This window comes from Streptantibioticus cattleyicolor NRRL 8057 = DSM 46488, assembly GCF_000240165.1.
Lineage (GTDB): Bacteria > Actinomycetota > Actinomycetes > Streptomycetales > Streptomycetaceae > Streptantibioticus > Streptantibioticus cattleyicolor.
In genome coordinates this window covers 882,792-897,865 of record NC_017586.1, presented here as the reverse complement: position 1 = coordinate 897,865, position 15,074 = coordinate 882,792, and the positions used below count along the sequence as shown (strand labels likewise).

At 72.9% G+C, this 15,074-nt stretch carries 11 protein-coding genes; 7 read left to right on the top strand and 4 right to left on the bottom strand.

Annotated elements, in window-relative coordinates:
• Positions 1 to 13 precede the first annotated feature (13 nt).
• On the bottom strand, positions 14 to 745 hold the full coding sequence (locus SCATT_RS03635; RefSeq protein WP_014141573.1) for a class I SAM-dependent methyltransferase: 732 nt from the start codon (positions 743 to 745) through the stop codon (positions 14 to 16).
• Positions 746 to 1,932: 1,187 nt separating this feature from the next.
• Between SCATT_RS03635 and SCATT_RS03630 the strand changes: the two genes are divergently transcribed.
• Positions 1,933 to 2,973, top strand: coding sequence for an NUDIX hydrolase (locus SCATT_RS03630; RefSeq protein ID WP_014141571.1), 1,041 nt, complete (start codon positions 1,933 to 1,935; stop codon positions 2,971 to 2,973).
• Between the two features lie 1,290 nt (positions 2,974 to 4,263).
• Here the strand turns inward: SCATT_RS03630 and SCATT_RS03625 are convergent.
• Positions 4,264 to 5,643: a dipeptidase gene (locus SCATT_RS03625; protein WP_014141568.1), complete on the bottom strand. Its 1,380-nt coding sequence runs from the start codon at positions 5,641 to 5,643 to the stop codon at positions 4,264 to 4,266.
• A gap of 150 nt (positions 5,644 to 5,793) precedes the next feature.
• Between SCATT_RS03625 and SCATT_RS03620 the strand changes: the two genes are divergently transcribed.
• The 5 genes from SCATT_RS03620 (at position 5,794) to SCATT_RS03600 (ending at position 11,356) form a co-directional block, all read left to right on the top strand.
• On the top strand, positions 5,794 to 7,035 hold the full coding sequence (locus SCATT_RS03620) for a geranylgeranyl reductase family protein (RefSeq protein WP_014141567.1): 1,242 nt from the start codon (positions 5,794 to 5,796) through the stop codon (positions 7,033 to 7,035).
• Between the two features lie 444 nt (positions 7,036 to 7,479).
• Entirely contained in the window at positions 7,480 to 8,172 is a 693-nt protein-coding gene (locus SCATT_RS03615; protein WP_014627447.1) for a TetR/AcrR family transcriptional regulator, read from the top strand.
• Between the two features lie 216 nt (positions 8,173 to 8,388).
• Positions 8,389 to 9,963: a sensor histidine kinase gene (locus SCATT_RS03610; protein ID WP_014141564.1), complete on the top strand. Its 1,575-nt coding sequence runs from the start codon at positions 8,389 to 8,391 to the stop codon at positions 9,961 to 9,963.
• Entirely contained in the window at positions 9,960 to 10,625 is a 666-nt protein-coding gene (locus tag SCATT_RS03605; protein WP_014141563.1) for a response regulator, read from the top strand. The genes SCATT_RS03610 and SCATT_RS03605 overlap by 4 nt, the downstream gene beginning before the upstream one ends.
• Positions 10,626 to 10,717: 92 nt before the next feature.
• Positions 10,718 to 11,356, top strand: coding sequence for a maleylpyruvate isomerase N-terminal domain-containing protein (locus tag SCATT_RS03600; RefSeq protein WP_014141562.1), 639 nt, complete (start codon positions 10,718 to 10,720; stop codon positions 11,354 to 11,356).
• A 60-nt stretch (positions 11,357 to 11,416) separates the two neighbouring features.
• Here the strand turns inward: SCATT_RS03600 and SCATT_RS03595 are convergent, their stop codons facing one another.
• Together SCATT_RS03595 and SCATT_RS03590 are read right to left on the bottom strand one after the other, a co-directional pair.
• Positions 11,417 to 12,061, bottom strand: coding sequence for a hypothetical protein (locus tag SCATT_RS03595; RefSeq protein ID WP_014627446.1), 645 nt, complete (start codon positions 12,059 to 12,061; stop codon positions 11,417 to 11,419).
• Between the two features lie 122 nt (positions 12,062 to 12,183).
• Positions 12,184 to 13,455, bottom strand: coding sequence for an MFS transporter (locus SCATT_RS03590; RefSeq protein WP_014141560.1), 1,272 nt, complete (start codon positions 13,453 to 13,455; stop codon positions 12,184 to 12,186).
• A gap of 371 nt (positions 13,456 to 13,826) precedes the next feature.
• Between SCATT_RS03590 and SCATT_RS03585 the strand changes: the two genes are divergently transcribed.
• Positions 13,827 to 15,053 carry an ROK family protein gene (locus SCATT_RS03585; protein WP_014141559.1) on the top strand — a complete coding sequence of 409 codons (1,227 nt, stop codon included), beginning with the start codon at positions 13,827 to 13,829 and terminating at the stop codon, positions 15,051 to 15,053.
• The last annotated feature ends 21 nt before the right edge of the window (positions 15,054 to 15,074 follow it).

The window sequence follows — 15,074 nt, the reverse complement described above, 5'->3', positions numbered from 1 at the left end:
GGGGAGTGCCCGGTTACGCCGATGGCCGCTGGGCGACGAAGACCAGTTCCCGGCCCGGCCGGTCGGGCGCCTCCCGCACCTCGCGCAACGCGTACCCCCGCGCGCCCAGCTCCCCCTCGATCTCCTCCCGCCCACGGAACCTCAGCGTCGACGTGGAGACCAGCTTCCGCCCGTCCGCGACGAACACGTAATTCCGGCGGAACGTCACCAACTGCCCGCTGACATCCACCAGTTCCACCCAACTCTCGACCACGCCACCCCCGGGCACCTCCCTGACCGAACGCGACGCCTCGCGGTTCCACCCCTCCCACGCCCGCGCGGACGGATCCCGGGTCTCGAACACCAGGTGCCCGCCGGGCCGCAGCGCCTCGTACGCCCCTCGCAGCGTCGCCCGCCACGTCTCGGGATCGGTGATCTCCTGGGCCACGTTCGCCGTCATGGTGACGAGATCGGCCTGGAGGGGCGGAAGCGCTGTGGCGTCACCGACGATCCAGCGGACCCGCTCCGCGCCCGGCTTCGCCCGCGCCACATCGATCGAGGCCCGCGCCGGATCGACCCCCACCACATCGCCCCCACGCCCGGCGAGCAACAACGCGAACACCCCCGTCCCGCACCCCACATCCACCACCCGCCGCGCCCCCAACCACCCCGCCATCCGGACATACTCCTCCAGATCACCGCGATCCGGATCGAGCGCATCGTAGATCGCGGCCAGTCGCGGATGAGTGAAGGCTTCGTTGGCCATGCGGAGGACCATACGTTCCGCTGGCGTCGGCGCGGGTCCCGCGATCCGCCCGTATCGGCGTCGTGCCGGAGGGGGATGCCCCAGGCCCGGCCCCTTGGGTCGGTGTGTCCGGCCCTCCGGGGATCTGGGCGGTGGCGCGGGGTGCCGGGGCGTGTGTGCCTCTGGTCGGGCGGGTGGAGGCGCTGGTTCGGGTCATCTGCGGGGGCGCTGTGGCCGGGGTGGTGCGGGTGGGGTGTGCGGGATGCCTGGGTGGTTGCGGCCGGCCTCCAGGAGGGCTTCGTTCCGGCGTCGCGCGACGGCTGGCCGGAGGGTGGTGCACTGGTGAAGCCCGGGTCCACCTCACGGAGGCTGCCACCCGCCGCCGTCGCTGGCGGCTCCACGACGCCGGAACGGCGCCCGGTCGTCCGGCACCGCGAGGTACGTCGTCCCGGGACGTCGGCGTGTTGGGTACGCGAACGCCGCGAGCGAGCCGCAGAACGCTTCGAGCCCAGCCACGACTCGGCCCTACCGCCGCCTGAACACCGAGGGCAAGCACGATCAACTCCAGCCGCCCCCACCGCCGGCCCGACCGCCCCCGCCCACGGGCGACGACGCACAGGCTCCGCGCCCCACCATGAAGACCACATCGGACCAGCCCGCCCCGATCGCCCGCGACCTGGCCACCGGCCAACCAACACACCGCTACGAACGCTCCCAGCCGGGCGATTCACATCGACGCGGGGCCGTGCCGAAGCCCGCCGCGACGGGCCCGAACCGGCCATGCCGCCTGCACACGATCCCGGACGACCACCCTCGTAGCCACGGCGGTCTCGTCAGGGAGGTCATCAGTGCTGGTGTGGCCGTCCGAAGGGACGGCACCGTGCTGTGACCGGCGCGTGCGTGCGTGCGCCGGCCGACCGGAGTGCCGTCCGCCGTTTCCGCAACCGAACCGGCCGCCCGTCCCCCTTCGTGAACTGCTCGCCAACGCGGTAAGCGCCCGGCAATCTCCGTAGTACAAGAGGCCGTTGGCCCGGGCCTCAGCGCGGTTCCCGTGACGCGGTGGCGTCCCTGAACGCCACCGAATCCCACCGGATTGCCCGCTTCCGCGCGGGCATCCCACGCGCGCCGAATAGCCGGGCACCGGCCGAGCGTTTGCCCGACCATGCCACCCGGGCACTTCTTATGGGGCTACGGAGGAGGGGGCCACCGTGATCGTCTGGCTGAACGGAGCGTTCGGCGCGGGTAAGACCAGCACGGCGCGCGAACTGCTCGATCTGATACCCGGCAGCACCCTGTACGACCCTGAACTGATCGGCAACGCTCTGCGGGCCCAACTGCCGGAGAAACGTCTGGGCGAGGTCGACGACTACCAGGATCTGCCCTCCTGGCGGCGCCTCGTCGTGGACACCGCGGCTGCCCTGCTGATGGAAGTGGGTGGTCCGCTACTGGCCCCGATGTCCCTGCTGCGGCAGGAATACCGGGACGAGATCTTCGGAGGACTCGCGGCCCGACGCATCCCCGTACGGCACATGCTGCTGCACGCCGAGGAAACGATCCTGCGGGCCCGGATCCAGCACCCTGACGCCTGGTCCGGCGACCCGGAAACCGGCGCCGAGGCACGAGCCTGGCGCCTCGCCCGCCTGCCCGCCTACCAGACCGCGCTGCCCTGGCTGACCCGCGACGCCCACGTGATCGACACCGGCGACCTCACCCCGCGCCAGGCCGCCGAACGCGCGGCTGCCGCCGTCTGCGAAGGCGCCGGCGCCTGCGGCATCGTGCAGACCCCGGAACCCACCGGCGAAACCCTCGCCGCCGGCGTCCTCCTCTTCGACGACCACGACCGCGTCCTGCTCGTCGACCCCACCTACAAGCCCGGCTGGGAGTTCCCCGGCGGCGTCGTCGAACGCGGCGAGCCACCCACCCGCGCCGCCGCCCGCGAAGTCGCCGAAGAACTCGGCCTGGAACTCGGCCCGGGCCACCCCCTGCGCCTCCTCGTCATGGACTGGGAACCACCCCGGCCACCCCGCTTCGGCGGCCTCCGCCTGCTGTTCGACGGCGGCCACCTGCCCGCCCCGGAAGCCGCCCGGCTCTTCCTCCCCGCTGCCGAACTGCGCGCCTGGCGCTTCGTCACCGAATCCGAAGCCGCCACCCTCCTCCCCGCCGAACGCTTCGCCCGCCTCAACTGGGCCCTCACAGCCCGCCGACGCGGCGGCACCCTCATGCTCGAAGCCGGCGTCCCGATCGGCTAGCGCCGCCCGCCGCCCGCCGCCCGAGGCCCACCCCGTGGTGACGCCTGACACGCCCCACGCGGCGCTGCCGGTTCGCCAAGGCGGCCCCTTGCAGGGCCTTTTGGGGCGAGGGAGCCATGCGGGCCTGGCGCCTCGCGACCCGCCCGCGCCGGCCGCCACTCTGGACGGGCAGCCCTCGGCTGATGTGGGCACCACGGCCTGACGTCGCAGGATCATCGCCCGAGCCCGAGCCCGAGCCCGAGCCCGAGCCCGAGGCCGAGCCCGAGCCCGAGGCCGAGCCCGAGCCCGAGCCCGAGCCCGAGGCCGAGCCTGAGCCTGAGCCTGAGCCCGAAGCCTGAGCCCGAGGCCGGAGGCTGGTGCCCATGGCCTCCGGGGCCGTGCGGATTCAACGCAGAGGCCGCCTCTTCGCCCCCAGCCGCGCGGAGGCAGCCACTGGCATACGCGTACGCGGGTCGTCCCGGCAAGGCAGCGAGCGCGCATGCCATGCGTCGCGGTGACGGGCGCCTGAGGCGGGCGAGATGTCGGCTACAGGCGGCGCCCCTCCGACCGGCCCCGTTGCAACGAGCCATCAGCAAACGGCTGTTGCCCTGAGCCTCAGCAACGCTCGCCATCCGCTACCCCGGCCACGTTGCGAGGGCAAGCGCGGCGGTGTCGGTATGCGGCGGTGGCTACGCCGCTCCGCCACATCGCGGAAGGCGTCACTCCACGCCACCTCGCCCGGACCTCGGCCCTGCCCATCGGCGCCCTCCTACCGGCACGGACACGAAACTTCCGCGTGCACCTCCCGCGACCGCGCCTTCCCCGACACAACGCGCCCCGCTTCCAGCGCCACCGGGCAGGGCCCTGCCGCACCGGGCCGACAAGGCCGCCGCAGCCGGCCCTACCGGACCCACGGCCGCGCCCACCGTCGGCATGGCACAGACGTCACATTCCGGGGACTCCGGTCAGCCCCGGCCTGCCCGCGACAGCGCGGTCTCGTATGACTGGGCCCGGCAACCGAAACCAGCCTGGGCGAGCGCGCCCCGTCCACCGCCGAAGACGTATCCCCACCGCGCTCGGCGACGCCCTCATCGGCCTCCTTCCTGCCTTCCGCCATGCCCGTCCACCGGACCGAGTCGCCCACCTTGGCCATCCGCTTCGGCCATCAGGCTCGATCTGGCCGCCTGCCGGGACCTGACCGGGAAGCCGCCGGGCCCGGAGGCCCTGGCGACGTTCCGACGGTGGCGGAAGGACTCCGGAGCCGGGCCACCGCCCGGGCGCCGACCCGACGGGGCGCCCGGGCCGTGCGGATCAGGCGGACTTCACCGAGGCGTAGTTGGCCAGGAACAGCGCCTCCGCGACAGAGAGCCGTTCGAGTTCCTCGGGGGAGACGCTCTCGTTGACGGCGTGGATCTGAGCCTCCGGCTCGCTCAGACCGATCAGCAGGATCTCGGCGTCGGGGTAGAGCGAGGCCAGGGTGTTGCACAGGGGTATGGAGCCGCCCTGGCCGGCGATCTCCATCGCGGCGCCGTCGTAGGCCGCCCGCAGCGCGTCGGACATGGCCGTGTAGGCCGGGCTCGACGTGTCCGCGCGGAACGGCTGCCCCTGTCCGCGCAAGCAGACCGTGACCCGGGCACCCCACGGAGCCGCCGACTCCAGATGTGCGGCGAGGGCACGCTGGGCCTCGGCCGCGTCCACCCCCGGCGGCACCCGCAGGCTGACCAGGGCACGAGCCGCGGCCTGCACGGACGGGGTGGCTCCGATCACCGGCGGGCAGTCGATGCCGAGCACGGTCACCGCCGGGCGGGCCCACAACCGGTCCGCGACGCTGCCCGTGCCGGTCAGCTCGACCCCGTCCAGCACCTTGGCGTCGCGCCGGAACTGCTCCTCGTCGTACTGCAGCCCCTCCCAACGCGCCTCGGCGTCCAGGCCCTTGACGACCGTCGCCCCCGACTCGTCGCGCAACGAGTCCAGCATGCGGATGAGCGCGGCGAGCGCGTCCGGTGCCGCTCCCCCGAACTGACCGGAGTGCAGATTGCCCTCCAGCGTCTCCACGGTCACCTCGACCAGAGTCATCCCCCGCAGCGTCGCCGTCACCGTGGGCAGTCCGACCCGGAAGTTGCCGGTGTCACCGATCACGATGGCGTCGGCCGCCAGCAACTCGGGGTGGGCCTCGGCGTAGCGCTCCAGGCCCCCGGTGCCCTGCTCCTCCGAGCCCTCGGCGATGACCTTCACGGAGACCGGCATCCCGCCGTTCTCCCGCAGCGCCCGCAGCGCGGTCAGATGCATCACCAGGCCGCCCTTGCAGTCCGCCGCCCCGCGCCCGTACCAGCGGCCGTCACGCTCGGTCAACTCGAACGGCGGCGACAGCCACGCGTCCTCGTCCAACGGAGGCTGCACGTCGTAGTGCGCGTACAGCAGCACCGTCGGCGCCCCCGCGGGCCCGGGCAGATACCCGTACACCGACTGCGTGCCGTCCGGGGTGTCGAGCACGGCCACATCCGCGAAGCCCTCGGCGGTCAGCGTGTCGGCGATCCAGCGCGCGGCCTTCTCGCACTCGCTCTTGGGGAACTGGCGCGGATCCGCGACCGAACGGTAGGAGACGAGCTCGGCGAGTTCGGCCTTGGCACGCGGCATCAGGGCGGCGACGCTCCGGGCGAGCGGGGCTCGAAGGGCCTGGTCCTGCTCCATGGGACTCCTCACAAAGTGGCAGTTGCGTACAAACGGGTGACCGTGATGCCGATCGTTCCACAGGCCCTCCGGCCCCCACCCCCGGGCTGCCGTTCGAAGCGCGCCATAAGATGCGGGGGAGGCCCAGGACGAGCGGGAGCGGAAGCACACGTGAGCAGCGACAACGCAACGGGGGACAGCCGACCGGAGCACACCGGTCCGGAGCCGGGCGGGGAACCCACGGTCTGGGACGTCGTCGTGGTCGGTGCCGGTCCCGCCGGGGCCAGCGCGGCTCACGCCGCGGCCTGCACCGGCCGGCGGGTGCTGCTGTTGGAGAAGGCCGAGCTGCCACGCTACAAGACCTGCGGAGGCGGCATCATCGGCCCGTCCCGTGACGCCCTTCCCCCGGGCTTCGAGCTGCCGCTTCGGGACCGTGTGCAAGCCGTCACCTTCAGCATGAACGGCCGCCTCACCCGCACCCGTCGCTCCCGCCAGATGCTCTTCGGACTGATCAACCGGCCGGAGTTCGACGCCGGCCTGGTCGAGGCCGCCCAGCGGGCCGGCGCCGAGCTGCGCACCGGCACCGCCGTGTCCCGCGTGGAACAGCACGGTCCGGCCGTCCCCGACCGGCGGACCGTGGCAGTCGTCCTGACCACCGGCGAGACGGTGCTGGCCCGTGCCGTCGTCGGGGCGGACGGCAGCGCCAGCCGGATAGGCGCCCATGTCGGGGTCAAGCTCGACCAGGTCGACCTGGGCCTGGAGGCCGAGATCCCGGTGCCGCCGTCGGTGGCCGAGGACTGGGCCGGCCGCGTACTGATCGACTGGGGCCCGCTTCCGGGCAGTTACGGCTGGGTGTTCCCCAAGGGCGATACCCTCACGGTGGGGGTGATCTCGGCCCGTGGCGAGGGCGAGGCCACAAAGCGTTACTTGGAGGACTTCGTCGCCCGGCTCGGTCTCGCCGGCTTCGAGCCGAGCGTTTCCTCCGGGCACCTGACCCGGTGCCGGTCCGACGACTCCCCGCTGTCCCGTGGCAGGGTGCTCGTGTGCGGCGACGCGGCCGGGCTGCTGGAACCGTGGACCCGGGAGGGCATCTCCTACGCGCTGCGCTCCGGTCGGCTGGCGGGGGAGTGGGCGGTGCGCATCGCCGAGGCACAGGACGCCGTGGACGCCCGTCGCCAGGCTCTCAACTACGCCTTCGCGATCAAGGCGGGACTCGGTGTGGAGATGGCGGTGGGCCGGCGGATGCTCACCCTGTTCGAGCAGCGCCCTCGGATGTTCCACGTCGCGCTGACCACGTTCCGGCCGGCCTGGAACGCCTTCGTGCGCATCACCAGCGGTGCGACCACGCTGGGCGAGATCGTCCGCGACCACCCGTTGGCCGGTCGTGTGCTCTCCGGTCTGGACCGCGCCTAGGGACCGGTCGTGCCGTGTCCGACGCCGTTCGATCGGCGCCGGCGCGGCCCGTTGAGGTGTTGGTCGCACAGTCCCGCCGTCCCGCTTGCCCTCGTCGGCCAGCTCATGGGCGCGCAAGATCTCAGCCTTCCCGCCTGGCCGCACCTCACCCCCGTCCATTGGCGGATCGGCCGGAACGGAGCGCCGCTCGCCGCGCTGGTGGTCGCGCACAGCCGGCTTCCGGGCCGCCTGTCGGCACAGGGTCACGCGAGCAAGCCAGGCGGCGCAGCGGCTGAGGGCCGTGATGGCGAACCGACCTGAGGCTTCGGCGCATTCGGACATGGGAACCCCCGTTCATTGAGAGCAGTGCTCTCGACGTGGAACAGTGTTGCACCCGGCTCGGACGATTGCAAGAGCGGCGCTCTCTTCGTTGACTGCTGATCTGTTATGTGGGACAGTGCTTCCATGAGTGTCATCCGAGGAGCCCGTGAGCGAGCCCGCCTGGAGGTCACGGCGGCGATCAAGCAAGAGGCCCGACGGCAACTCGCCGTCGAGGGTGCTTCGCGTTTGTCGCTGCGCGCCGTCGCCCGCGAACTGGGCATGGTCTCCTCGGCGCTCTACCGCTATTTCCCCAGCCGTGACGACCTGCTGACCGCTTTGATCGTTGACGCGTACGACGCGTTGGGCACCACCGCGGAGGAGGCTTTGGCCGACACCGAAGGAGCGGTGCCGGTCGAACGCTGGAAGGCGGTCTGCCGAGCCATACGGGCCTGGGCCCTGGCTCACCCGCACGAGTACGCCCTGCTCTACGGTTCGCCCGTGCCCGGCTACAGCGCGCCGCAGGACATGGTGGTGCCGGCCTCCCGGGTCGGCCGTGCCCTGATCGAGGTGGCGCGTGACGCCCACCGTAGGGGCCGGCTCGACCTGCCTGCCGGTGAACCACTGCCCGACGCCGTGCGCACCGATGTCGAACGGCTCGCGGCCGACATGCTGGTGGAGCTTCCCGAGCCGGTGCTGGCCGGGCTCACGGCGGCCTGGTCGCAAGTCTTCGGCCTGGTGGGCTTCGAGGTCTTCGGCCACTTCGACCACCTCGTCGAGGCCAGGGACGAATTCTTCGACCACGCCTGCGTCCGCCTGGCCCATCAGGTCGGCATATGAAGCAGGTGGGTTGCGGATCTCCGGTGGCCCGGCTACTTCCGCCGCAGTAGCACCGGGCACCTCCAGGGTGTGACGCGTCGCGCGTGTGCCCGGTCTAGCGTGGCCGCGTGAACGACGAGCCCGCACCGGGGGCCGCGGCGGACGCCGGGTCGCGAACACGGAAGGCCAGGCCGTGAGGGGTCGGCCTGCACGACGACCAACGGGGGAGGTGCTGTCATGAAGCGTCCGGCGAACGCGGACGGGGGTTGGGGGAAAGACTGGTTGCCGGGCCGCTTGGGCACCGGGCCGAAGGTGGTCCGCGACAACGGTGCCTCGAACGGTTCCCGCACGTCGTACGGGCTCGACGTCCCGGAAGCCATGCCCGATGCCGGCGGAAGCGGTGGGTGGGTGTGGCGTGGGCTCCGGGCCGGCCCGTCGGTGGTGCGGCGCGACGGTGCTCACAGGGGTACCCCGGTGGTGTCGTCGCTGGCCGTGGCCGTGGTTCAGCTGACCGGTTCCAGGTTCGCCGGTATGCACCAGACGGGCCGTACGCCGTTGGACGCCGTCGGCTGGCTGCTGCTCATGGCGGGGCCTGTGTTCCTCGTCTTGCGCCATCGCGTGCCAGCGTTGGTGGTCCACGCGGTCGCCGCGGTCTCGCTGGCCTACTTCACACTCGGCTATCCGTACGGCCCCTTCGTCCTCAGTTTCGTCGTCGCCTTCGCCTCCGCCGTCTTCCGCGGCAGGCGGCGCCACGCCTGGATCGCGGCGGGGGCGGCCTACCTCGGTGCGCTCGTCGTTCGGCAATGGCTCTACCCGTGGTTGCCGCCACCGGGCGACACCGCGCCGGGATGGGGCATGGAGTACGGGGTCGCCGCATGGCTGCTGGTCATCGCGGCCGGCACCGAATTGCTCAAGGTCCGGCGCGAGCAGTTCGAACGAGCGCGGCGGGAACGGGCGGAGGCCGAACGGCGCCGGGCGGACGAGGAACGGTTGCGGATCGCCCGCGAGCTCCACGACGTGATCGCGCACAGCCTTTCGGTGATCAACGTCCAGGCGGGCGTGGGCCTTGCGCTCATCGACGAGCGTCCCGAACAGGCCCGCACCGCGTTGACCACCATCAAGGCAGCCAGCAAGGAAGCGCTGGGAGAAGTCCGCCAGGTGCTGGCCACACTACGGGCGCCCGGCGCGGCACCGCGGGCGCCGGCCCCAGGGCTCGACCGTCTTCCCGAACTGCTGCAGCAGGCCCGCACCGCCGGGCTGCGGGCCGAGGTCGAGGTGACCGGCACCGCACCCGGTCTGCCGCCCAACACCGATCTCGCGGCCTTCCGGATCGTGCAGGAGGCCCTGACCAACATCGTGCGGCACTCCCGGTCAAGAACCGCCCGGATCGGGATCCACCACGAACCCGGCGTCCTGCGGCTGCGGATCGACGACGAGGGGCCGGCCGCGTCGCAAGACGAAAGCGACGGCGGCAACGGACTCGTCGGGATGCGGGAGCGTGCCGCGGCCCTGGGCGGCACCGTTCAGGCGGGCACCCGGGCCGACGGGGGCTTCCGGGTGACCGCGACCCTGCCGGTCTCCCCGGACCCGGCCCCGCCCGCCGGGCAGCCCGACGGGCCTACACGCCCGGACCCGGACCTCGACCCACCGAACCGCGACAAGGGCGCACGAATACCTCCGGCCACGAGCGGTGGCCGGAGCGCTGCAGCCACCGGGCCGAGGCCGGCGGGCGCCGGACCGGGCCCGGTCCCCGGTGAGGGCATCGACGGCAACGAGGACCGTGGCGAGGACGGAGAGGAGGAGCGAGGATGAGCCGGGTCGTACTCGCCGACGACCAGGTGCTGGTCCGGGCCGGGTTCCGCGCACTGCTGGACGCGCAGTCCGACATCGAGGTGGTGGGCGAGGCCGCGGACGGGGCGGAGGCGCTGCGGCAGGTCGCGCGGTTGCGGCCGGATGTCGTGCTGATGGACATCCGGATGCCCGTGCTCGACGGGCTCGCCGCCACCCGGCGGATCACCGACGACCCGTCCCTGGACGGAGTCAAGGTCGTCATCCTCACCACCTTCGAACTCGATGAGTACGTCTTCGAGGCCATCAGGTCCGGAGCCTCGGGGTTCCTGGTGAAGGACACCGAGCCCGAGGAACTGCTGCGGGCGGTGCGGGCCGCCGTCGCCGGGGACGCCCTGCTGTCGCCCGGTGTGACACGCCGGCTGATCGCGGAGTTCGCCGCCCGGTCCAAGGAGCCGATGGCAGCAGCCGGTCTCGCGCAACTCACCGAACGGGAAAGGGAGGTCATGGCCTTGGTCGGCATGGGCCTCTCCAACGAGGAGATCGCCCGGCGCCTGGTGGTCAGTCCGCTCACCGCCAAGACCCACGTCAGCCGGGCGATGGTCAAGCTCGGCGCCCGCGACCGGGCACAACTGGTGGTGATGGCGTACGAATCGGGCTTGGTACGACCGGGGTGGCTCGGCTGAGGGGAGGAGCGGCGAGCCGGAACAGCGGGTGCCGCAAAGGATCACCGGGCTCGTGCTGCAACGAGGCTCTCCACGCCGACGCGGAGGTTGGAATGACGTCTGTCCGGAAGCTCTACCTTGAGGTGGCGGCATCGGTCACCGAGCTGATCGCGGCGCCGGAGGTGGCGGCGGCGTGGGACGAGCCGAGCGCCTTGCCGAAGATGAGTGTGCGGGGGCTCGCCGGTCACTTGGCCGGGCAGGTCCTCCACCTGCCGAAGGTGCTTGCCGAGCCCGTGCCGGTGGAAGAGACGATCTCGTTGGACGAGTATTACGCGCGGGCGAGTTGGATCGGTTCCGATGTCGACGACAAGTCCAGTGTGGCGGTCCGTAACGGGGGAGAGGAGGAAGCGGCCAAGGGGCCGGTGGACCTGGCCTCTCGGGTCGACGCGACGGTCCGGGAGCTGCGTACCGCTCTGCTGGCCGCGCCGGACAGGCCGGTGCGGCGGGCCACGTGGGGGCCGTGGTCGATAAGCCTGGACGACTTCGTGGCCAGCCGGTTGCTGGAGATGGTTGTGCACTGCGACGACCTGGCGTACAGCGTTGGGGTGGCGACCCCTGAACTCCACGGGCAAGCCGTCCAGTTGGTGGTGGACGTGCTGTCCCGGATAGCGGTGCGGCGGCATGGAGCGGTCGATGTGCTGCGCGCGTTCAGCAGGGCGGAGCGGGCGCCGTCCACGATCGCGGCCCTCTGAGGAGGGGCCGGATCCGTACGGTTCCGTCGTCGGTGGTGGTGGGGTCGGTGGCCTGGTTCGTCACCACCGGTCGGCGCCGCCGGGGTACGGGCGGCCGTGTCCCCAGCGGGGGCCGTCGGATCCGGGCCACGAGTCGCCCGGCCGGTACGTCTGCCGGTGGCCGTGATGGTCCTCGGCGGCCTTGCGGATGGCGTTGAACCAGTCGGTGAGGTCGGACAGACCAGGGGGCAAGGCTGGGTGGTCGGCCGGGTGCGGCGACGTGGCGGCGGGTCGGTGAGTCGGCGCGGTGGCGGCCGTGACGTGGGTGACGTGAGGGTGCGCGGGTGAGGCGGGGGTGGACGCCGGTGCGTCGGTGGTGACCATGGAGGTGCGCGCCGGGGCCTGCTCGATGTCCGATCCGGTGGCCTGATCGGGTAAGGCCGCCGCGGGGGAGTGGTGGCCGTCGGCGGGCGGTTTCGACGAGGCGTTGGTGAGCAAGAGGGACAGCCCGGCGAGGAGAACGGTGGCGGAGAGCACGGCGCCCCCGGCCACGTTCCGGCGGTGCGGTGCGCGATGGCGTCCGGGCATCACCTCGCCGACGATGACGGTGGGTCCTTCGGCGGGAACGTGTTCGACCGGTTGGGGGCCCAGCACCACGTCGGTGGGGCTGAGAGCACGCGAGGCCGTGCCGTCGGCTCGCGCGGGCGTCGGGAGCGCTTCTGGCATGCACCTGAGCATTCCCTGATCCGTGGTGCGGTGTCCACCGATCCGTGCATACCGGTCAGTTGACATGGGACCGGCCTCTAGACGTCGACCGTCCTACGAAGCCCCGGGAGGGGACGCCCCCGTCAGGGACCGGCCGAGTCCCGGGTGGCGAGGGCGATCCCGGAAGCCACCGCGGCGAGCAGGGCGACCGTTGTCAGGGCCAACGGCAGGCCCGTTGCCTCGGCCAGGAAGCCGATGGACGGCGGGCCGAGCAGCATCCCGCCGTACCCGAGCGTCGAGGCGACGGCCACCCCGCCGGGGCCGGCCAGGGCTCCGGCCCCGCCCACGGCCACCGGGAAGATGTTGGCCAGACCCAGCCCGGTCACCGCGAAACCGGTGAGCACCAGCCATGGTTGCGGGGCGAGGGCACCGACCAGCATGCCGGCCGCCCCGGTCAGTCCGCCCAGGACCACGGTGCGGGTCCGGCCGAGACGTTCCAGCAGCGTCGTTCCGCTGAGCCTGCCGACGGTCATGGCCAGGGCGAAAGGGGCGTACGCCGCCGCCGCGAGCCCCGGGCCCGTGTGCAGGTCCTGGCTGAGGTGGAGCGCGCTCCAGTCGGCGAGCGCCCCCTCGCCGTAGGCGTCGCACAGGGCGATGAGCCCGAGGACGAGGACGAGCCATCGGACCCGGACCGGCGGGCCGGCGGGGCCACGTCCATCGGCCGTCGCGGCGTCCACGGCCGAGGCGCCGGTGGCGTCCGATCGCGGGGGCTTCCCGCCCGGCGGATGACCGCGCCGGCTCCGGGACGCTCGGCCCGGCGGGCAGGGCGGGGCCTCGGGACCGTCCTCCGGGGCCGGGCCCCCACCAGCCGGTTCCGGTGCCGACCGGGGCACCGGGTGTGCCAGCAGGGTGCGGCCAGCCGTCGCGGAGACCAGCAGGCCGACCGGGGTGAGCAGCAGCAGATGGTGGGCGGGGGAGAGATGCGGGGCGAGCAGTCCGCCGAGGGCCGAGCCGGTCAGGCCGCCGAAGCTGAACGCGGCGTGGAAGCCGGGCATGACCGGGCGCCGGACGGCCGCGACCAGGTCCACGGCGAGGCTGTTCATCGACACGTTCAGGGAACCGTACGCCGCGCCGAAGACCAGCAGGACCAGCCCGAGAGCGAGCGCTGAACGGGTGAGCGGGGGTAGCGCTACGCTGAGCGCCAGCAGGACTCCGCATCCCACCGTCACCCGGTGGCTGCCGTACCGGTGGCACAACCGGCCGGTGAACACCATGGTGGCCACCGCCCCGGCCGACACGCCGAGCAGGGCCATACCCAGCGCACCCGGCGAGGCACCCACGTGGGCTTTGATGGCGGGGATGCGTACCAGCCAGCCGGCGAAGGTGAAGCCGTCGAGTGCGAAGAAGGCGGTCAAGGCCGTCCGGACGGCGCTCCACGAGCGGCCGTCGCCGGATGGCGGGTGCGTGTCCGCCGGCCGCCTGGATCGGCGCCTGCCGGGCCGGCCAGCGGTGCGCGCGGGCACGCCGGACCGGGCGGCCGTGTCGGTCGCCGGAGTGTCCCGGCGACCGGCGAGGGTCGTGGCCGGCGCTCGGGAGGACCGGTGGCCGGCGGTGGCGGGGACGCCGGACGGGTTCGCCGTGTCCGCGGCGGTGCCGGACGCGTGGCCGGGGTGGGTGGGCGTGCCGGTTCCGCGGCGTCTGCCGGTCGACATGGCCCGGAGGGCGGTCAACGCGGTGCGGGCCGTGCGTATTTTGTTTAGCGTCGGCACAAAGTGAGAATAGGACCGTGACGCAGACTCGGACAAGGCTTGAGAGAGGCCGCGCGGCCCTCGGTCCCGCGCTGACGCTGGTGCATACCGGCCGGGCGCCGACGCGTGCCGTCCTCACCGCGGAACTCGGCGTCACCCGGGCCACCGCCGGAGCCGTCGCCGCCGAACTCGAATCGCTCGGCCTCATCCGCGTGGACACCAAGCCGACCGTGGTCTCCGGCGCCCAGGGCAGGCCGTCGCACCGGCTCACCATCGACCCGGACGGCCCCGTGGTGCTCGCCGCACAGGTGCACGCCGACGGGTTCCGCGCGGCCCTGGTCGGTCTCGGCGGACACATCGTGGCGACCACGCCCGCCTGCATGACCGTGCCCGCCGACCCGGCCCACATCCTCGGCCTCGTCGTCGAGGCCGGCGCCGAACTGCTGAAATCCACCGGACGGCTCTGCCTGGGCGCCGGCCTCGCGGTGCCCTCGGCGGTCGCCGAGCCGGACGGCCTCGCGCTCAACCCCCTCCACCTCGCCTGGCCGGCCGGCGCGCCCGTCGAACGGATCTTCGCCGAACAGCTCGCCGTATACGGGGTGGTGGGCCCCGACGGCCACCCGGCGGCCTCGTTCGTCGGCAACGACGTCAACGTGGCGGCGCTCGCCGAACACCGTCACGGTGCCGGGCTCGGGGCCCAGCACCTGCTCGTCGTCGCCACCGGTCACCGCGGCGTCGGCGGTGCTCTGGTGGTCAACGGACGGCTGTACACCGGAAGTTCCGGGCTCGCCCTGGAGGTGGGCCACCTGACCGTCAACCCCGCGGGACGCCCGTGCCACTGCGGCAGCCGTGGCTGCCTGGACGTGGAGGTCGACCCGCTGGTCTTCCTCCAGGAGTGCGGACGCGACCCGGGCCCGGAGGTGTCGCTGCTGGACGACTGCGCCCGGTTGCTCCGTGAGGAGTACCACGACTCCGTGGTACGCGGTGCGGCCGAGGCCCTCATCGACCGGCTCGGGCTCGGGCTGGCCGGGCTCGTCAACGTACTCAACCCGGACCGGATCGCCCTCGGCGGCCTGCACCGTTTCCTCTTCGAGGCCGACCCCGAGCGGCTCCGCGCGGTGGTGGCCGACCGGAGCCTGTGGGGGCGCAGCGGCTCGGTGCCCATCCTGAGCTGCACGCTCGACCACAACAGCCTGGTGGGCGCGGCCGAACTCGCCTGGCAGCCGGTGCTGGACGACCCGCTGGAGGTCCTGGGGGCGTGTTAGCGGCGGCCGGCGCGCAGTGCC

What these genes read in the sequence shown, in the direction of transcription:
- SCATT_RS03600 (WP_014141562.1), top strand. Translation starts at nt 10,718, where the DNA reads ATGACGTCTGTCCGGAAGCTCTACCTTGAGGTGGCGGCATCGGTCACC.
- SCATT_RS03615 (WP_014627447.1), top strand. Translation starts at nt 7,480, where the DNA reads ATGAGTGTCATCCGAGGAGCCCGTGAGCGAGCCCGCCTGGAGGTCACG.
- SCATT_RS03625 (WP_014141568.1), bottom strand. Translation starts at nt 5,643, where the DNA reads ATGGAGCAGGACCAGGCCCTTCGAGCCCCGCTCGCCCGGAGCGTCGCC.
- SCATT_RS03635 (WP_014141573.1), bottom strand. Translation starts at nt 745, where the DNA reads ATGGCCAACGAAGCCTTCACTCATCCGCGACTGGCCGCGATCTACGAT.
- SCATT_RS03610 (WP_014141564.1), top strand. Translation starts at nt 8,389, where the DNA reads ATGAAGCGTCCGGCGAACGCGGACGGGGGTTGGGGGAAAGACTGGTTG.
- SCATT_RS03595 (WP_014627446.1), bottom strand. Translation starts at nt 12,061, where the DNA reads ATGCCAGAAGCGCTCCCGACGCCCGCGCGAGCCGACGGCACGGCCTCG.
- SCATT_RS03605 (WP_014141563.1), top strand. Translation starts at nt 9,960, where the DNA reads ATGAGCCGGGTCGTACTCGCCGACGACCAGGTGCTGGTCCGGGCCGGG.